Below are 17,165 nucleotides of genomic sequence, written 5' to 3' on the forward strand. Positions count from 1 at the left end.
ACTTTCGGCACAAAAGCTGCCAACACCGCCGAACTGACTGTCGCCGCCAGGCCTTTGTTCAGCTGAGTTCGGCAGGCCGTGTCGTAAGCAGTCGTCCGGATTAGGCAGCAGATGAGTTGTCCGATTTGTCTGCCGGCTGGTTGAGACGGGCGGCACCCCGACGCGCGTGCTCTTCCCCAGGCGCGGCAAATGGGCCAGACTTGGGCGACGGGTTGCGATGTCCAGTCACCGGGAGGGGTCGTCCATGAATTTCGTGTTCTTCTCGCCGCATTTTCCCGCCAATGGCGCGGATTTCTGCGACCGTTTGAAGAAGGCCGGGGCCAGGGTGCTCGGTATCGGCGACGCGCCCTATGACGCGCTCGACGCCAAGCTGAAGGCGGCGCTCAGCGAGTACTACCGTGTCGCCGACATGGAGGACTATGATCCGGTGTTCCGGGCAATGGGGCATTTCATCCACAAGTGGGGCCGCATCGACCGCTTTGAATCGCTCAACGAACACTGGCTGGAGCTGGAAGCCAACATCCGCACCGATTTCAACATCTACGGCACCAAGCTCGATTTCGTGAAGAACCTGAAGCGCAAGAGCCGCATGCGTGCCTTCTTCCGCAAGAGCGGCGTCGACACCATCGCGCAGCGCAAATGTTCCGACCGCGCCGGGGCCATGACCTTCATCCGGCGCGTTGGCTATCCGGTGGTGGTCAAGCCCGACAGCGGTTCCGGCGCATCGAACACCTTCAAGATCTCCAACGCCAAGGAGCTCGACCAGTTCTTCCGGGACAAGCCCGAGGACGTGACCTTCGTCATGGAGCAGTTCATCGAGGGGCTGGTGGTGACCTATGACGGGCTGGTCAACCGCGACGGCGAGGTGGTGCTGGCGGCCAGCCACCGCTACGACCAGAGCGTCATGGAGGTGGTCAACAAGGACCGCCACATGAGCTATACCTGCTTTCCCAGGATCAACCCGGCGGTCGAGGAGGCCGGTCGAAAGATCCTGAAAGCATTCGACGTGCGGGAACGCTTCTTCCACATCGAGCTGTTCGAGACCAAGGACGACCGTGTCATCGCGCTGGAGGTCAACATGCGCCCGCCCGGCGCGTGGATGACCGATGCGATCAACTATACGTTCGACATCGATGTCTATGCGGCGTGGGCCGACATGGTGGTCAGGGATGCCGCCGGCGGCCCTTACGAGGGCAAATATTTCACCGCCTATGCCAGCCGCAAGCGACGCCTCCACTATTTGCACAGCCATGAGGACGTGCTAGCCGCGCACCGCGACAAGATCGTCCACCATCAGGCCATCGAAGAGGTTTTCAGCCGCGCCATGGGAAATTACGCCTACCAGATGCGCTCGAAAGACGAAGCAGCGCTGCGCGAAGCGGTCGCGTACATCCACGCGGAAAAGGCGTGAGGCGATGGACATTTCCTATCACAAGAATTTCTCGAGCCAACTCGGCCGCGACATGGAATACAAGCGCTACGGCCATGCCGGCCGGCCGGTGGTGGTGTTTCCGACCTCGCAGGGCCGGTTCTACCAGTTCGAGGATTCCGGCGGGGTGGGCGCACTGGCCGAATTCATCGACACCGGCCGCATCCAGCTGTTCACGGTCGACGGCGTCGATTCGGAATCCTTCTTCGACAAGCATGCCGACGCGGCTCATCGCATTGCCCGCCACGAGGCCTATTTCCGCTATGTGCGCGAGGAAGCGCTGCCGGACTTCCTGTCCACGGCCGAGCAGGCCAATGGCGGGCGCAAGCTGAAGCCGCTGTTCTCGGGCTGTTCGATGGGCGGCTATCACTCCTCGAACTTCGTCTTCCGCTTTCCCGAACTCGCCAGCGGCGTCATCGCGCTGTCGGGCGTCTATTCGGCCCGCGATTTTTTCGGCAGGGCGCTCGAGGGCGACATTTTCTACAACTCGCCGCTGGACTATCTGCCCGGCATCGTCGATCCCAAACTGCTGGCCCGGCTGAAGACGCTCAGGCTGATCTTCTGCTGCGGGCAGGGCGCGTGGGAAGAGCGGATGCTGGTCGAGACGCGCAGGTTGGAACAGATCCTGCGCGACAAATCCATTCCCGCCTGGGTCGATTATTGGGGCGGCGATGTCAGCCACGACTGGCCGTGGTGGCACAAGCAACTGGTCTATTTCTTCGGCCGTTGGCTGGATGAGGACCTGATGCACAGGCTGGATTGATAGCGAGGCCCGTCCGCTGACGGCTACCCTTTCTGGCATGCCGGCAGGGCGGCGGTTTCGCGCTCGGAAGCCGATACGCGACGCAGGCCAAGGAAGACGACAAGGGCGGTGACGACGGTGATCGCCGCCAACACGATCAGCAGCCTGTCGAACGCCGTCTCGTAGGCCTGGACCAGAACAATGGCTCCGGCTTGGGGCAAATGTTGTGCTGCTTCGCCGAGATTGCCGGTCACCAGCAACTGGGCTGCCGCCGCTGCGTCCGTCGAAGATGCCATTCCTTGTGCGGCGAGCTGCGCGGCGGCAAAGCCGGAAAGCGTCGCCATGACGATCGCCAGCGCCACACCCTCGCAGGCGACGCGGGTGGTGTTGAAGATGCCGACCGCCATGCCGGCGCGCTCCCTTGGCACGACGCTGACCGCAAGCCCGTCCATCAATCCCCAGGGCAGAGCGATGCCGACGCCGATCAGCATCAGCGGCGCCATCAGCGCACTATCGACCGGTGGTGTCAGGCTCAGCCAGACAAGCCCGGCGGCAGCGACGAGCAGGCCGACGCCGCAGATGGTGGCCGGTGCGATCCAGCGCGCCAGCTGGCCGGCGAGCATCGGCAGGATCAGCAGCGGACCTGAGAGGCAGATCATCAATTGCCCGGCCTTGATCTCGTTCATCCCTTCGATGCCGATGAAACGGATCGGCAACAGGACGAGCAGGACGACGAAGGCGTAAGCGGGTGCCGCAGCCAGGAACTGGACGCCGACGAAGCGGGGGTAGGCAAACAGCGTGAGATCGAGCATCGGCCGTTGTGCTTGCCGCTCGACAACGACGAAGGCGACAAAACAGATGATAGAAGCGGCCAGAAGCGTGACGACGAGGGGATCAGCCCAGCCGCTCTGCGGCGCCTGGAGCACGCCATAGGTCAGCGACGCCAGCGCGATCGTGAAGGTGCCGGCTCCCGCCCAGTCGAGGCCCGTCGCATCCGGGTCGCGCGATTCCCTGATGGTGCGCAGGCCGAGCATGGCGGCGGCAATCGCGAGTGCCACAACCAGAAGAAAGATCGACCGCCAGCCGAATGCGGAGATGAGCAGGCCCGACGCGATCGGGCCGAAGGCGAGGCCGATGCCGAAACTGGTGCCGAGGAAGCTGAAGGCGCGCAGCCGCAATGGCCCTTCGAATTCCTGGGCGAGTGCCGAGGCGCCGCCAGCGAAGGCGGCCGCACTGCCGATCCCCTGCACGGCCCGGAAGATGTCGAACCAGATGATGTCCGGCGCCAGCATCGCGCCCAGTGATGCCAGGATATAGAGGGAGAGGCCGACGAGGAAGAGGCGCTTGCGGCCGTGGTTGTCGGCCAGGGCGCCCGACGCCATCAGGGTGGCGCCGAAGGTCAGCATGAAGGCGTTGGTCACCCAGTTGAGCTCGATGGGACTGCCGCTGAGATCGGCCGCGATGCGCGACAGAGCGACGGCCGGACCGGTGAAGGTCAATGGCATCGTCATCGCGGCAAGGCACACGGACAAGAGCACGAGCCATCTCTCGGCAGAGCCGGTTGTGGTCCTGGAAGTCATGGATTTTCCTATCTGAAACAGCACTCGCCGGTGGGCCGCGATTGCGGAGCCGGTCGTGATGACAAGATAGGTCGTCGGCATTTCAGGAAAAATGGTGTTATATCTCCTGGTATATCGGACTGAAACGCTCGAATGGAATGACACGATGGATCGTCTCAACGGGCTCCTGGCCTTTGCCCGCACCGCCGAATTCGGCAATTTCGTCGCTGCCGGACGGGCGCTTGGCATCTCGGCTTCCGCTGTCGGCAAAAGTGTCGCCCGGCTTGAGCAGGAACTCGGCGTGCGGCTCCTGCAGCGCAGCACGCGGCGCATTGGCCTGACGGAAGAGGGCAAGCTGTTCAACGAGCGGGTGCGCCGCATCCTCGACGACATCGACGATGCCGAGGCGATGCTGTCGCGGACACGGGAAACACCGCGTGGGCGGCTGCGCATATCCACCCCGATCGTCACCTATCATCTGTTGCTGCCGGTGCTGTCGGAGTTCATGGCCCGCTATCCCGAGATCGAGCTCGATATCGATTTCAACGACCGGATCGTCGACGTCATCGACGAGGGCATCGATGTCGCGATCCGCAGCGGCGAGCTGCCTGATTCGCGCCTCGTGTCGAGACCCGTTGCGCCCTTCCGCATGCTGCTGTGCGCGGCGCCCTCCTACCTCGAGCGCCATGGCACACCCGGCGAGCCGGCGGATCTCATCAGGCATTTCGGCATAAACTTCCGCTTCCTCAACAGCGGCAGGCTGCTGGAGTGGCCGTTCATAACCGGAAGCGCTGAACCGCAGATCCGCTCGATGCTGACCTGCAACAACATGGAAGCATTGAAGGGCGCCACGATCGCCGGCCTCGGCATCGCCTGCATGCCGGATTTCCTGGTGCGTGAGGCGCTGCACGAAGACAGGCTGCGTACCGTTCTCGACGGTCATGTCGACGGCCGTGGCCAGTTCCGGATGCTGTGGCCTTCCAACCGCCATTTGTCGCCGAAGGTGCGCGTGTTCGTCGATTTCCTTCCCGATCGCCTTGCGGCGCGCTAGGCGTTCATCGCATAATATGACAGTGATAGTCATGTTTGTGTGGAAGCGCTTGAGCGGCTGTGGCATGCCGCTGACCGCGGGGGCGCTGCGGCGCTTGCCCCGAACTGTTGCATAGGACTTGAATGATGGACCAATTGAGCGCGCAAACCCGGATCAGCGACGCGGCGATCAGGTCGGTGATGGACCGGCTGCGCGCCGAGCACAGCGAATTCGAGATCGACACCGGCGTCGCCGACCAATGGGAGCTTCGCCTCTATTATGGTTCGTTGAGCGCCACGCTCGATAATGAAAGCGTACTGATCCGCGTCGCGGCGTCCGACGAAACCTGCCTGTCCTACATGAAGATGACGGTTGCCGGCCATGTCGCCGAACATCTCGGCACGACCAGGGGCATCCATTGGCAAGGCGACGGCATTGACGCCGGCATGCCGGTCTTCTTCCGCGAGATCACGGTGATGTCGTCGACGCGGTTCTCGGCGCATATGCAGCGTCTGCGCTTCGCCGGTAAGGATCTCGGCCGGTTTAGCCATGGCGGCCTGCACATACGGCTGCTGCTGCCGCCGGCTGGCCGCCAGCCGCTCTGGCCGTCGATGGGTGCCGATGGCTTGATTGTCTGGCCTTCGGGCGACGATGCGCTTGCCGTGCGGGTCTACACGATCCGGGCGCTGGATGCCGCAAGCGGCTGGCTCGATGTCGATTTCGTGCTGCACCCCGGCCAGGAGACGCCCGCCGCCAGCTTCGCGCAAAATGCACGGGCGGGAGATGTCATCGGCATGATCGGACCCGGTGGCGGCGACGCTCCGGTGGCGCAGACCTTGCTTCTGCTCGGCGACGACACAGCACTTCCCGCCATAGGCAGGATTCTGGAAGATCTGCCGCCGTCAACACGCGCTGAGGCGCTGATCGAGATCGATGGGCCGGACGACCGGATGGCGCTGGCGCAAGGGGATAATATCGACATCACCTGGCTTTACCGGCACGGCCGCGAGGCCGGCACCGCGGGCCTGTTGTCCGCCGCCTTGCGCGAGCGCAAGCACATGGCGCTTGCCGACGGCCTGTACGTCTGGGTCGGTTGCGAATTTGGCGATTTCCGGGAGATCCGCAAGATCGTGCGTAAACAGTGGGGCCTGCCGCGCGACCGCCACCTGGTTACGGCCTACTGGCGCCGGGACGCGCACAGCGTGGGCGAGGGCGGCGAGGACTAGCCGCTGCCTATTGCCTGACGCCTCTCGCCACCAGCCGCGCCACGCTCGGGCCAACCAGCAGCACGATCAGGAAGCGCACCGATTGCAGCGCCATGACGAAAGAGATGTCGACGTTCTGCGCTGCTGCAGCGATGATGGCGATGCTGTCCATGCCGCCGGGGCTGGTCGCCAGATAGGCGGTCAGCGGATCGATGCCCAGGAGATGGCTGATCATGAAGGCAAGGCCGCCGCAAAAGGCGATCAAGGCCACGATCGAGGCGATGATCTGCGGCAAGGCGTGCGCCGCATGGCGCAGGATCGCCCTTGTGAAGTTCAGGCCGATCGACCAGCCGACCATGGCGTAGCTGACGGCCAGCAGCCATTGCGGCAATTGCATTTCCACGCCCAAGCCGAGATGGACGACGGTGCCGAAGATGAAGGTGCCGAGGAAGAAGGGCGAGGGCAGTCGGCACAACTTTCCCGCCAGGCCGCCTACGACCGCGATGCCGATGGTGGCGGCGAAGGCTTGGGCATCGATCGGCGGAAACCAGACGATGGCGGGGATTTCGACCTCAGACGTGTCGACCCACATCTTGGCAACGAGTGCCGCCGTCATCGAGACGAAGATGACGCGCAGATATTGCATGAAAGCGACGAGCCGCTGATCGGCGCCGAAGGCACCCGCCATCAGCACCATGGCGGTGGCCGCACCCGGCGACGAGCCCCAGACGGCGGTGGTGCCGGGCAGGATGCGCCAGCGGCTGATCAGCCAGCCGAGCAGGCTGGAGGCTGTGACGGTGGCCACCACGACGCCAAGAAACAGCGGCCATTCCTTGTAGAAGACCGGAAAGATGTCGGCCGAGATCGACGCCGCGACGAGGCAGCCGACGATCGCCTGGGCGGCGCCGAACAGAAGACGCGGCACGCGCACCGTGGCGCCATTGGTGCCGGCGACGATGGCGGCCAGCATCGGCCCGATCAGCAGCGCCGCCGGCAGGGCGGCGAGTTCCAGCGCGCCGGCAAACAGCAAGGAAACAACCAGCAGGGCAAGCCACTGCCAGAGCCTGCGCATCCGCGCCATGCGCTCGAGTGTGGGCAGGTCCGGGGAGGGCTGCTCGGCCGAGGAATCCATGTTTCGCTCTTAGACCCGCAGGGCGAAAAATGCGAACCGCGATTCACAGAAAAATGATTGTTTCACCCGCCCAGGTGTCGAGTAACAGGTCTCACAAGCCGGCGTTGAACCGTTGCTCGATCTCATTGCGACCCGTGCGGTCGAAATCGTCGGGGACGGAAAACTGGCCGGCCATAAAACCGACCCGTCGCGCCTGCAGCGCCGGCTGTTCGATCGGCACGATTCTGGCCAACGGCTTGCCGGCTTTGGCAATAACAAACGACTCGCCTTGGGCTGCACGTCTCACAAGGCGCGACAGATGAGCTTTCGCATCGCGAATGTTTACTGTCTGCGTCAAAGATTGCTCCTCAAAATTGGCATCGAACTCACCCCGTCTTGCTGTCGGCTAGGCCGAAGCCGCCGACGGGGTGGGTCTCGACCTGGAATTCGAAGCCGGCGATGAACGGCCGCGCCTTGGCGATCGCCGCCTGGACTTCGGGAAGCTGCAGCGAGGCCTTGTGGCTTTCGGCGTCGGTCCACACTTCGGTGACCCAGATCGCGTCGGCATCGGCGGGATCGCGGGCGATGATATAGCTCAGGCAGCCCGGCAGGGCGCCGGTGCTGGCGCGCAGGAGGTCCATGACCGCGTCGCGCTGGCCGCGCGACGCCCGCATCTTGCCGATCAGTCCGTACATTCCGTTGTCTCCCTTTGAGGTTTTCGACAAGAGCGTGCAGATCGCCAGTATGCCGATAGCCGTTCAAGGCATCAACTGGCCGCCATTCACCTCGATCACCTGGCCGGTGATGTAGCCGCTGAGAAGGTCGGAAGAGAGGAACAGATAGGCGCCGACGCAATCCTGCGCCGTGCCGGCGCGTCCCTGCGGAATGGTGGCGACCATGCCCTTGATCTGCTCGTCGGTCGAATAGCGCTCGTGGAACGGGGTGAGAATTGTGCCGGGCGCCACCGCGTTGACGCGGATGCCGAAGCCGATCAGCTCCTTGGCCATGCCACGCGTCACATTGGAGACGAAGGCCTTGGCCGAGCCGTAAAGCCCGGCGCCGCCGCCCGCACCATTGCGGGCGGCGATCGACGAGGTGTTGACGATGAAGCCGCCCTGTTTCTTCAGCCACGGGATCGCCTTGCGCGAAGCAGTCAGCACCGAACGGGCGTTGAGGTCCATCACCGCATCGTAATGCGCCTCGGTCTGCTCGGCATAGGGGATGCGGCCGAGCATGCCGCCGGCATTGTTGACCAGCCCGTCGAGGCGGCCGAAATATTGCGCACTGTCCTCGACGACGCGCTCGACATCGGCGGCAACGGAGAAATCGCCCTGGACGAGAAACACCTCGCCGCCCTTGTCGGCAATCGTCAGGCCGAGCTTCTCGGCGGCGTCGCGGCTCGAGTTATAATGCAACGCCACCTTGCATTTCTGCGCTGCATAGGCCAGCGCGAGCGCCGCCCCGATGCCGGTCGATGCACCGGTAACCAGCACTGCCTTGCCGGCAAGATCGGGTATGCTGAGTGTGGTGGCTGGCACGGTTCTTCCTCCGGGATGTCTGCCTGCCCTTCGTAGGCCCTTGCCACCCCGGTGTTCAAGCCTTGGAGCAATTCAAGGAAAAGTGTGAGCGCTTTCCCCGGGGGATTTGCGTCAAACAAACCGCTCTACGGACGCAGATAGGCGTAACCCTGGCCTTGCAGTTCGGCGAGTTTGACGACGCCGCCCTTGTCGGCGGCATGAAATCCGGCGAGCAGGTCGGGGAGTGTAATGTCCATGCCGTGCATGGTGTTGGCGCAGGCGTGGGGTTCCAGTCCCTGCTGCACCAGGCCGGCGAAGCGCCCGGAAATCGCGGCCGATATGCCTTTCGACTTGAAGGCCGCGAGCGCGGGACCATGCACGACCAGCACGATGTCGACCTTGCCGCCGGTGCCTTCATAATGGTTCTTGATGTTGCCGAGCACGAAATTGACCTTGTCGCTGTCGCTCAAGTGGTAGGCGACTTTTTGCCTTGTGGGCTCGGTGGCGGCTGCCTGTGCTGCCCGCAGACCGAGAAGCGTTCCGGTTCCGGCAAGAACCGTGCGGAACATATCGCGCCGGCGCATGGCATCCTCCTCCGCTTGGCGGCTGACCGCGAATTGCGTGACTCCAGCCGCAATACTAGCATAAATTGCCGTTGCGTCCTTTCGATGCGGAGGAGAGGTCACATGGCGTTGAAGGAATGGGCGTTTGGGTTGGGGGAATGGAAGACGGTTGCCGGCGCCGGGTTTTGCGCCGTGCTGCTCGGCGCGCTTGCCGGATCGGCCTCCGCCGACGATGCGCTGAAGCTTACCGAACTCAGTCCGAACGGCGCTGATGCCTGTTTCGGCCGCGTCTATGATGCGGCGCATCTCAAGGCGCACCCGAAGCAGAAGGTGGCGCGGATCTTCTTCTACTACGGCCATGATCCGGTCAGCCGGCCGAACGAGGAGCCGACCGGGAATTCCGACACGTCCTACAATGCCTTCATCGCCACCACGGTGCGCGGCGCCAAGTCGCCTGAATGGGCCGGCGGCTGGTGCAATCATGCTTCCGAGGACGGCAAGACGGGCCCGGTCCATTGCGGCATGGAATGCGACCGGACGCTTGCGTCGCTGAAGGTCGATGACAAGGGTCGGCTGTTCCTCTCGGATCTGCAGCCCGACATCTATCTCGATGCCGGATCAGAAGAGGAGCTTGGCGCAGCGGAATATGACAGGCAGGCGCTCGGCTCGGAGGATGACAATTTCCGCCTCGACCCGATGCCGGCAGCGACCTGCCAGGCGGAGTTCGCGCGCATCGATCCAGTCGCCGCTGCGCTCGGAGCTCCGTTGCGCGAGCGGCTGAAGCCGGACCAGGCGTTCTGCTACGGGCGCGACTACGATGCAGCGCATCTCGGCTCGCACCCCGATCAACTCACCCAGTCGATCCGGGTTTTCCGCGGCAAGGTAGAACTGGCGTCCTTCGCCTCGGGCGGTGACACCGCCAATTGGCCAGACGGCGCCGACATTGCCGTTACCGTCACCACACGGCAGAAATCGGCTAAGGTGACGCAGACCTATTCCTGCCAGGGCGAAGCCGACCAGTGGCGCTGCGCGGCCAGCACGAAGATGAGCGATTTCTCCTGCGACATCGCGCAGAAGGAGATTTTCCTCAAGCGTGGCGCCAACGGCACGATGATGCTGGCCAACCCAAACAGCGCGCTTGCAATCGTCGACCTGTGTTCGAAGGCGGACGCCGGAAAGACGAAATCCGACGACAAGGTCTATCGGCTGAAGCCAATGCCGCAATCGGCCTGCTCGCCCTGAGCTCGGACTTGTCTACGTCGCCATGAAGGGATATATCTTTGCTATATCTCATTTGAGGATAGCGTGATGGACAAGGCGAAAGTGTTCTGGTCGGGCCGGTCACAAGCTGTGCGTCTGCCCAAGGAGTTCCGTTTCGAAACAGATGAGGTTTCGATCCGCCGTCACGGGCAAACCGTCATTCTGGAACCGCTTGCGCAGGACTGGGCGTGGCTAGACCAAGTGATCGGACCGCTTGATAACGATTTCGCCGAGGCGGCGCTCGAACGTCAAGACGGGCAGGATCGACCTGCCTTGGATGACGTTTTCAAGTGATCTACCTGCTCGACACCAATGCCGTCATCGCGGTCATCAAGGGCGACGCGGGTCTGTTGGCGCTGCTAAAACGGCACAGGCCGCAGGACTATGCCCTCTCTGCGATCGTCGCGCACGAACTGCACTATGGTGCTGAAAAGAGCCAGCGAAGGGCTGAAAATTTGGCGCGCATCGAAGCTCTGCAGTTCCCGGTGCTCGAATTCGACCGAGAAGACGCAAGACATGCTGGGGAGATTCGGGCAACGCTTGCGACGTTAGGAACTCCGATCGGTCCCTACGATGCGTTGATCGGTGGGCAAGCGCGCGCTCGGAACCTTGCGCTGATGACCCGTAATGTCCGGGAATTCGAGCGGATCAAAGATCTCTCAATCGAGACCTGGTGAACCGCCTCATGCGAACGGCACGGCCGTGGTGCCCTTGGGCAGCTTGGCCTCGTCGTCGGGCTCGACATGGATGGTGACGCGCACCGAGGGGATTTCGGCCTTCAGCGCATCCTCGATGCGGTCGCAGATGACATGGCTGGCGCCGACCGACATGTGTGCGTCGACGACCAGATGAAACTCGATGAAGGTGGCGCGGCCGGCGATGCGCGTCTTGAGGTCGTGCACTTCAAGTGCGCCCTTGCAGTTGGCCGAGATGACGTCGCGGATGCGCATGTGCTCCTGGGTGTCGACGGCGCGGTCCATCAGCCCGTTCATCGACGAGCCGATGACATGCCAGCCCTGCCACAGGATGTTCAAAGCCACGAGGACGGCAAGTGCGGGGTCAAGGATCTGCCAACCGGTCAGGATCGCCCCGACCAGGCCGCCGAAGACCCCGATCGAGGTCACCACGTCGGTCATGATGTGGTTGCCGTCGGCGACCAGTGCCGGTGATTTCTCCGCCCTGCCGGCGCGGATCAGCGTCCAGGCCCAGAAGGCGTTGATAGTCGTGGCAACGCCGTTGACCGCAAGACCTTCCCAAGGCTGTTCCAAGGGTGACGGAGTCTGCCAGGAGCGCCAGACCTCGTTGAGGATCAATAGCGCGGCAAGCACGATCAACACGCCTTCCAGCACTGCCGAGAAATACTCGGCCTTGTGATGGCCGAAGGGATGATCCTGGTCGGCCGGCTTGTGGCTGATCTGGATCGCCCAGAAGGCGGCGACCGAGGCGATGACGTTGACGATCGATTCCAGTGCGTCCGAATAGAGTGCGACTGAGCCGGTGACGTACCAGGCGGCAGCTTTCAGCGCGAGCACGACAAAGGCGACGATAATCGACCAGAAGGCGAGGTTCGCGACCTTGCGCTTCGCGGCCGCCTTGGCCGCGATCGCCATCGTGTTCTCGGCTTCGGCCATGATCGTCAGGCGGCCTTTTCCTTGGCCTTGCGCGGCAGGTGGGCGACGATGTTCTCGATGATGCGCATGCCGGCATTGTGCCCGAGCGTCATGATCGATTCCGGGTGGAATTGCACTGCGGCGATCGGCTCCTTGCGGTGCTCGAAGGCCATGATGACGCCGTCCTCGGTCTCGGCCGTGACGATGAAATCGTCGGGCAGCCGCACCGGATCGGCAAAGATCGAGTGGTAGCGGCCGACGGTGACTTCCTTGGGCAGGCCCGAGAAGATGATGCCGGGCTTGGAGACGCGGATGCGCGACGGCTTGCCGTGCATCGGTATGTGCAGCTGCCGCAGTTCGCCGCCATAGGCCTCGGCCAATGCCTGCAGGCCAAGGCAGACGCCGAAGATCGGCAGTTCGCGGGCGCGCGCCTTCTTGATGGTTGCGGCGCAATCGAAGTCCTTCGGCGTGCCGGGGCCGGGCGACAGCACGACGAGGTCGGGTTTCAGCCGGTCGAAGACTTCCTCAGGCACCGGCGAGCGAACGGTCGAGACGTTGGCGCCGGTCTGGCGAAAATAATTGGCCAGCGTGTGGACGAAACTGTCCTCGTGGTCGACCAGCAGGATGTTGACGCCGTCGCCGACGCGCGCGGTGGTGCGCTCGGTGCTGGCGGAATTGCCTGTCTTGGCGTCGCGGATGGCGGAGAGCATGGCGGATGCCTTCAGTTCGGTTTCGGCTTCTTCTTCCTCGGGAATGCTGTCGAACAGCAATGTGGCGCCGGCGCGCACTTCGGCAATGCCGTCCTTGATACGGATGGTGCGGAGCGTCAGGCCGGTGTTCATGTCGCCGTTGAAATTGACCATGCCGATCGCGCCGCCATACCAGGCGCGCGGGCTCTTCTCGTTCTGCTCGATAAAGCGCATGGCCCATAGCTTCGGCGCGCCGGTGACGGTGACCGCCCAGGCATGCGACAGGAAGGCATCGAAGGCATCCATGCCTTCGCGCAGCCTGCCTTCGATGTGGTCGACCGTATGGATCAGGCGCGAATACATCTCGATCTGGCGCCGGCCGATAACGCGCACCGAACCCGGCTCGCAGACCCGCGACTTGTCGTTGCGGTCGACGTCCGAGCACATGGTCAGCTCGGATTCGTCTTTCTTCGAGTTGAGCAGTTTCAGGATCTGCTCTGAGTCGGAAATTGCGTCGTCGCCGCGCTTGATGGTGCCCGAGATCGGGCAGGTCTCGACGCGGCGGCCGTTGACGCGCACGAACATTTCGGGCGAGGCGCCGATCAGATATTCACCTTCGCCCAGATTGATGAAGAAGGAATAGGGCGACGGATTGATGGCCTTCAGCTTGCGCGAAATCTCGGACGGCTGCGTCTCGCAGCGCTCGTAGAACATCTGGCCCGGCACGACCTCGAACAGGTCGCCGCGCTTGAACGAATCCATCGCCTTGCGCACCAGGTCGGCGTATTCGCCGGGTTCATGGTCGCCGCGCGGCGGGATGCGGTCGGGGCTCTTGAACGGCTCGGAGATTTCGTCGCGCGGCAGCCCTTCGGTCGAAAAACCCTCGCCGGCATAGTCGTAGCGGTCGGTCCATGCCTTGGCCGAATAATGGTCGACGACCAGGATCTCGTCAGGCAGGAACAGCACCAGGTCGCGCTGGCTTGGCTTGCGTTCGAGCTTGTAGTCTACCGGGTCGAACTGGAAGGCGAGATCGTAGCCGAAAGCGCCGTAGAGACCTAGATTGGCGTCTTCCTCGGTCTTGAACAGAGCGGTGATGGCGCGCAGCACCGTGAACACCGAAGGAACGCGGCTGCGCTCTTCTTCCGTGAAGACACGGCCGGGCTTGGCGACGTCGAGACGGATGAGCCTTTTCGATGTCTCGGCGATGGTGATATCGGCCAGGCTACCCAGCGCCTTGCCGATGACCGGCAACAACACCTCGCCACGGCCGTTGAGGGCCTCGACACGCATGGCGCGGCCGCGCGCGGAGATAACCAGAGGCGGGTCGATGATGGCGGTGTCCCAGCGCGTGTAGCGGCCGGGATATTCATAGTTTGAGGAAAACACCGCGCCGCGGCGCGAATTCAGGCCGTCGACGTAAGCGTCGATCGCGCCCGCATACGGCCGGTCGTGGCGCGCGCGGGTGATGGTGATGCCACCCGCGGTCACGAAACTTTCCGCGCCGTTTTCCAGAACCTTCATCGTCATTGCCGTCTCCATCAGCTTCTTGGGGCAACGGACCCGGGAATGGCTTGGAAAAAACAAATGGCCGCCCGGACTTTCCGTTGCGGCCACCCTCTCTATTCACGCGCACGTGTTCGAACAGGCCGCTGTCAGCAGGCCCACCACCAAATGGTCTTGATCGAACGCATATTCATGGCGAAATCCATAGCTGCGAAAAGAAGGATGCGCAACAGGTTTGAAAGTCTGTTCGTTGGCCGCCGCTTCTCAGGCTCATGGCACATCGCCAGAGCCGACAGTGCCGCTTAGAGTGCTCATCCAACAGCAGGAAGACGGGAAAATAACCATGACCGAGCAGATCGAGCGTGCGCGGACGTTTCATTCCCTCCACGTCAAGGGCAACCCGGTCGTCCTCTACAATGCCTGGGATCCGGGTTCGGCCAAGATCATCGAGAAAGCGGGTGCCAAGGCGATCGCCACCGGAAGCTGGCCGGTCGCGGCCGCGTTCGGCTACGCCGATGGCGAGAAAATCCCGCTGGAACTGGCGCTCGACAACATCAAGCGCATCGTCGGGTCGGTCGACCTGCCGGTGACCATGGACCTCGAGGGCGGCTACGGCGTTGACCCGGAAATCGTCGCTCGCACGGTGACGTTGGCGCTGCGGGCCGGCGCTATCGGTTTCAATTTCGAGGATCAGATTGTCGGTGGCAGCGGCCTGCATGACATTTCCGTGCAGGCAAAGCGCATCGAAGCCGCGGCGGCGGCCGTCAAGGCTTCCGGCATACCGGCATTCATCAACACTCGAACCGACATCTTCCTCAAGGCGAAACCGGATGCGCATGATGACGTTCTGCTCGACCAGGCCATCGAGCGCGCACAGGCCTTCGAAAAAGCCGGCGCGCACGGCTTCTTTGCGCCGGGCCTTGGCGACGAAGGCCTGATCGAGACGCTCTGCAAGGCAATTGCGTTGCCGGTCAACATCATTGCGCTGGCGCATGTGCCGCCGCGCCAGCGGCTGGCGGAACTGGGTGTCGCCCGCATCAGTCACGGCCCGATGCCTTACCGGCAGATGTCCGAATGGCTGGAGGCGAAAGCGCGACTGGCTATTTCGGGCTAAGTCAGTCCTCCAGCGTTCCCGACCGGGCATCAGTGCTCTTCCTGTCGCCAACCAGCTTCAGAAGATCTTCGCCGGCGCGGATGATGCGGCGCGAGCGGCGGGTCAGCATGATGCCGTCCTGCGGTGCGAACACTTCGGTGCGGCCATCGGCTTCACCCGGTGCATGGACGATGGTGGCGAGGCGCGCGCCCTTGGCGACGCGGTCGCCGGGCTTCACGTCATAGAGCACGGCACCGGCCCGTGGCGCCGGCATCATGTCGATGTTTTCCAATGGCGCCACGAAGCCGGTGAAAGGACCCGGCGCGGGCAGGGCGCTGTCGGCGATCACGCCGCGCGCCACCAGCAGCCGGTAGAGGCCGTCGGCGTCGGCGGCGGCCAAGGCACCGTCGACATCGAGGATGCCGCGATATTCGACGGTGGTGGCGACGCGACGGTCGAGCTTGGCCACATCGGCGGGGACGTTCTGATAGGGCATGATCGAGGCGCCCTCGAAGGTGCCGTCAGTGTCTTCGCTCCACAGCACGACCGCGTCGACGCCCATGGCCGCGGCGCAATCGGCCATACCAGGCCACAGGCTGGTGTGGACGTAGAGATAGGCGAGGCCCTCGTCATCGCAGTGCAGGTCGAGCATGATGTCGTGGCCGAGCGACAGCTGCACCAGCCGCGTCTTCAGCCGCTGGTCGACGCTGCCAAGGGTGGTGTCGGGCAAGAGCGCTGTGTCGGGCGCCGCGAGCAGCGGAAAGCCGCGGTTGAAATTGGTGCGCGTGCCGAGATGAAAGCGGCCCTGATGCTCGCCGAAATGATATTGCGCCCGGCCGATCGGGTTGGCCCAGGGCACGATGGTGAGGTTGCCCTTGATGCGGCCTTCGGCCTCCGCCCTGGCAAGCATCGGCATCAGCGCGTCGATGGCGACGACACCCGGCAATTCGCCGGCATGGAGTGCCGCCTGCAGATAGGCCGAAGGAGCAGCCTTGTCGGAACCAGTGAAGCGGAACAGCGGGAATTCGTAGGAAACCCCTTCGCTTTCCCCGGCGATGCGTTCGATCGATTTCTGCATGACTTCCTCCATCAGGAGCGAGAGACATGCGATTTGAAGGCGCCGATGTCGATTGGTCCAGCCTGCCGCGCTATGGGCGCAAGAGACTATTCAGCCGGAAGCGGGATGACCGGCGCGCGCCGGTCCAGCGCCTGCGACAGCACAGCGACGGTGACCGCCAAAAGAGCGAGTGCTGCGCCGACCAGCGGCAAATTGGCATAGGAAACACCGGCGGACAGGGCCACGCCGCCTATCCAGGCGCCGCTGGCATTGCCGATATTGAAGGCGCCCTGGTTCAGCGTGGCGGCAAGGTTCGGTCCCTCGGAGGCCGCCTCGACGACCCGGATCTGCAACGGCGGCACGACGACGAAGATGAGCAGGCCCCACAGGAAGACGATGCCGATGGCAACGCTGGCGATTGCGCCGAACTGCCTGAATCCAACGAAAAGCAGGGCCATCAGCAGCAGGGTGCCGATCACTGTCGGCATCAGTTTCCAGTCGGCCAGTCTGCCGCCGATGATGTTGCCGATGGTCATGCCCGCGCCGAACAGCAGCAGAACCCACGTGACTGCCGAGGTCGACAAGCCCGATACCTCGGTGAGGTAGGGTTTGATGTAGGTGAAGACGGTGAACAGGCTTGCGGAGGTCAGCGCCGCGATCAGCATGGCCAGCCAGACCTGCAGCTTGCCCAGCACGCGCAGCTCGCCGCGCAGGCCGCCACCGCTTGGCTCGGCGACATCGGACGGCACCAACCAGGCGATCGCTGCCACCGAGATCAGGCCGATACCGACCACGGC

Annotated in this window: 18 protein-coding genes; 8 read left to right on the forward strand and 10 right to left on the reverse strand. The window is 63.5% G+C overall.

All coding sequences use genetic code 11. The features are described 5' to 3' along the window. The first annotated feature begins 244 nt into the window (after positions 1-244). The gene (locus EN990_RS16775) at positions 245-1,411 is read left to right on the forward strand and encodes an ATP-grasp domain-containing protein (RefSeq protein ID WP_024504514.1); all 1,167 of its coding nucleotides are present in this window, start codon (positions 245-247) and stop codon (positions 1,409-1,411) included. A 4-nt stretch (positions 1,412-1,415) separates the two neighbouring features. Further along, positions 1,416-2,192: an esterase family protein gene (locus EN990_RS16780; RefSeq protein ID WP_013529927.1), complete on the forward strand. Its 777-nt coding sequence runs from the start codon at positions 1,416-1,418 to the stop codon at positions 2,190-2,192. Between the two features lie 23 nt (positions 2,193-2,215). On the opposite strand, the gene EN990_RS16785 is transcribed toward EN990_RS16780, so the two are convergent. Then, the gene (locus tag EN990_RS16785; protein WP_127368475.1) at positions 2,216-3,751 is read right to left on the reverse strand and encodes an MFS transporter; all 1,536 of its coding nucleotides are present in this window, start codon (positions 3,749-3,751) and stop codon (positions 2,216-2,218) included. Positions 3,752-3,896: 145 nt separating this feature from the next. Between EN990_RS16785 and EN990_RS16790 the strand changes: the two genes are divergently transcribed. Together EN990_RS16790 and EN990_RS16795 are read left to right on the forward strand one after the other, a co-directional pair. Further along, positions 3,897-4,781 carry a LysR family transcriptional regulator gene (locus EN990_RS16790; protein WP_013529929.1) on the forward strand — a complete coding sequence of 295 codons (885 nt, stop codon included), beginning with the start codon at positions 3,897-3,899 and terminating at the stop codon, positions 4,779-4,781. Positions 4,782-4,906: 125 nt separating this feature from the next. Then, entirely contained in the window at positions 4,907-5,986 is a 1,080-nt protein-coding gene (locus tag EN990_RS16795) for a siderophore-interacting protein (RefSeq protein ID WP_164753626.1), read from the forward strand. A 7-nt stretch (positions 5,987-5,993) separates the two neighbouring features. Here EN990_RS16795 and EN990_RS16800 read toward each other — a convergent pair whose 3' ends face one another. The 5 genes from EN990_RS16800 to EN990_RS16820 all read right to left on the reverse strand — a co-directional run bounded on the left by EN990_RS16800 (position 5,994) and on the right by EN990_RS16820 (position 9,177). Further along, positions 5,994-7,097, reverse strand: a complete 1,104-nt coding sequence (locus tag EN990_RS16800) for an AbrB family transcriptional regulator (protein WP_127368477.1) — start codon at positions 7,095-7,097, stop codon at positions 5,994-5,996. A 91-nt stretch (positions 7,098-7,188) separates the two neighbouring features. Continuing rightward, on the reverse strand, positions 7,189-7,434 hold the full coding sequence (locus tag EN990_RS16805) for a type II toxin-antitoxin system Phd/YefM family antitoxin (protein WP_127368478.1): 246 nt from the start codon (positions 7,432-7,434) through the stop codon (positions 7,189-7,191). A gap of 28 nt (positions 7,435-7,462) precedes the next feature. Continuing rightward, positions 7,463-7,771, reverse strand: coding sequence for a putative quinol monooxygenase (locus EN990_RS16810; RefSeq protein ID WP_013529933.1), 309 nt, complete (start codon positions 7,769-7,771; stop codon positions 7,463-7,465). 63 nt (positions 7,772-7,834) lie between these two features. Then, positions 7,835-8,614 carry an SDR family oxidoreductase gene (locus tag EN990_RS16815; RefSeq protein WP_013529934.1) on the reverse strand — a complete coding sequence of 260 codons (780 nt, stop codon included), beginning with the start codon at positions 8,612-8,614 and terminating at the stop codon, positions 7,835-7,837. 125 nt (positions 8,615-8,739) lie between these two features. Further along, positions 8,740-9,177, reverse strand: coding sequence for a DsrE family protein (locus EN990_RS16820; RefSeq protein WP_127368479.1), 438 nt, complete (start codon positions 9,175-9,177; stop codon positions 8,740-8,742). 102 nt (positions 9,178-9,279) lie between these two features. Between EN990_RS16820 and EN990_RS16825 the strand changes: the two genes are divergently transcribed. From EN990_RS16825 to EN990_RS16835, 3 genes are all read left to right on the forward strand, one after another. Further along, positions 9,280-10,398 carry a hypothetical protein gene (locus tag EN990_RS16825; RefSeq protein ID WP_127368480.1) on the forward strand — a complete coding sequence of 373 codons (1,119 nt, stop codon included), beginning with the start codon at positions 9,280-9,282 and terminating at the stop codon, positions 10,396-10,398. 66 nt (positions 10,399-10,464) lie between these two features. Continuing rightward, a complete protein-coding gene (gene vapB / locus EN990_RS16830) occupies positions 10,465-10,710 on the forward strand; it encodes a type II toxin-antitoxin system VapB family antitoxin (RefSeq protein ID WP_023760667.1) in 246 nt (81 codons plus the stop codon). Continuing rightward, positions 10,707-11,093: a type II toxin-antitoxin system VapC family toxin gene (locus EN990_RS16835; RefSeq protein ID WP_127368481.1), complete on the forward strand. Its 387-nt coding sequence runs from the start codon at positions 10,707-10,709 to the stop codon at positions 11,091-11,093. The genes vapB and EN990_RS16835 overlap by 4 nt, the downstream gene beginning before the upstream one ends. Before the next feature lie 6 nt (positions 11,094-11,099). Here EN990_RS16835 and EN990_RS16840 read toward each other — a convergent pair whose 3' ends face one another. Both EN990_RS16840 and EN990_RS16845 read right to left on the reverse strand, forming a co-directional pair. Continuing rightward, the gene (locus tag EN990_RS16840) at positions 11,100-12,047 is read right to left on the reverse strand and encodes a cation diffusion facilitator family transporter (protein ID WP_127368482.1); all 948 of its coding nucleotides are present in this window, start codon (positions 12,045-12,047) and stop codon (positions 11,100-11,102) included. 5 nt (positions 12,048-12,052) lie between these two features. Beyond that, positions 12,053-14,242 (reverse strand): anthranilate synthase, encoded by a 2,190-nt coding sequence (locus EN990_RS16845; RefSeq protein WP_127384907.1) that lies wholly within the window; start codon positions 14,240-14,242, stop codon positions 12,053-12,055. 319 nt (positions 14,243-14,561) lie between these two features. Between EN990_RS16845 and EN990_RS16850 the strand changes: the two genes are divergently transcribed. Further along, positions 14,562-15,332, forward strand: coding sequence for an isocitrate lyase/phosphoenolpyruvate mutase family protein (locus tag EN990_RS16850; RefSeq protein ID WP_127370114.1), 771 nt, complete (start codon positions 14,562-14,564; stop codon positions 15,330-15,332). A 1-nt stretch (position 15,333) separates the two neighbouring features. On the opposite strand, the gene EN990_RS16855 is transcribed toward EN990_RS16850, so the two are convergent. Then, the gene (locus tag EN990_RS16855) at positions 15,334-16,389 is read right to left on the reverse strand and encodes a succinylglutamate desuccinylase/aspartoacylase family protein (RefSeq protein ID WP_127384908.1); all 1,056 of its coding nucleotides are present in this window, start codon (positions 16,387-16,389) and stop codon (positions 15,334-15,336) included. Between the two features lie 86 nt (positions 16,390-16,475). Continuing rightward, positions 16,476-17,165, reverse strand: a 690-nt coding sequence (locus EN990_RS16860) for an MFS transporter (protein ID WP_164766118.1), incomplete at its 5' end; no start/stop codon positions are given.

Origin of the sequence: Mesorhizobium sp. M7A.F.Ca.US.005.03.1.1, from assembly GCF_003997975.1 — a bacterium.
GTDB lineage: Bacteria > Pseudomonadota > Alphaproteobacteria > Rhizobiales > Rhizobiaceae > Mesorhizobium > Mesorhizobium ciceri.

Bases quoted from the DNA above. Each gene is read 5' to 3' on its own strand.
- EN990_RS16825 (WP_127368480.1), top strand. From the start codon at position 9,280: ATGGCGTTGAAGGAATGGGCGTTTGGGTTGGGGGAATGGAAGACGGTT.
- EN990_RS16820 (WP_127368479.1), bottom strand. From the start codon at position 9,177: ATGCGCCGGCGCGATATGTTCCGCACGGTTCTTGCCGGAACCGGAACG.
- EN990_RS16840 (WP_127368482.1), bottom strand. From the start codon at position 12,047: ATGGCCGAAGCCGAGAACACGATGGCGATCGCGGCCAAGGCGGCCGCG.
- EN990_RS16850 (WP_127370114.1), top strand. From the start codon at position 14,562: ATGACCGAGCAGATCGAGCGTGCGCGGACGTTTCATTCCCTCCACGTC.
- EN990_RS16845 (WP_127384907.1), bottom strand. From the start codon at position 14,242: ATGACGATGAAGGTTCTGGAAAACGGCGCGGAAAGTTTCGTGACCGCG.
- vapB (WP_023760667.1), top strand. From the start codon at position 10,465: ATGGACAAGGCGAAAGTGTTCTGGTCGGGCCGGTCACAAGCTGTGCGT.
- EN990_RS16785 (WP_127368475.1), bottom strand. From the start codon at position 3,751: ATGACTTCCAGGACCACAACCGGCTCTGCCGAGAGATGGCTCGTGCTC.
- EN990_RS16800 (WP_127368477.1), bottom strand. From the start codon at position 7,097: ATGGATTCCTCGGCCGAGCAGCCCTCCCCGGACCTGCCCACACTCGAG.
- EN990_RS16775 (WP_024504514.1), top strand. From the start codon at position 245: ATGAATTTCGTGTTCTTCTCGCCGCATTTTCCCGCCAATGGCGCGGAT.
- EN990_RS16780 (WP_013529927.1), top strand. From the start codon at position 1,416: ATGGACATTTCCTATCACAAGAATTTCTCGAGCCAACTCGGCCGCGAC.
- EN990_RS16810 (WP_013529933.1), bottom strand. From the start codon at position 7,771: ATGTACGGACTGATCGGCAAGATGCGGGCGTCGCGCGGCCAGCGCGAC.
- EN990_RS16795 (WP_164753626.1), top strand. From the start codon at position 4,907: ATGGACCAATTGAGCGCGCAAACCCGGATCAGCGACGCGGCGATCAGG.
- EN990_RS16790 (WP_013529929.1), top strand. From the start codon at position 3,897: ATGGATCGTCTCAACGGGCTCCTGGCCTTTGCCCGCACCGCCGAATTC.
- EN990_RS16855 (WP_127384908.1), bottom strand. From the start codon at position 16,389: ATGCAGAAATCGATCGAACGCATCGCCGGGGAAAGCGAAGGGGTTTCC.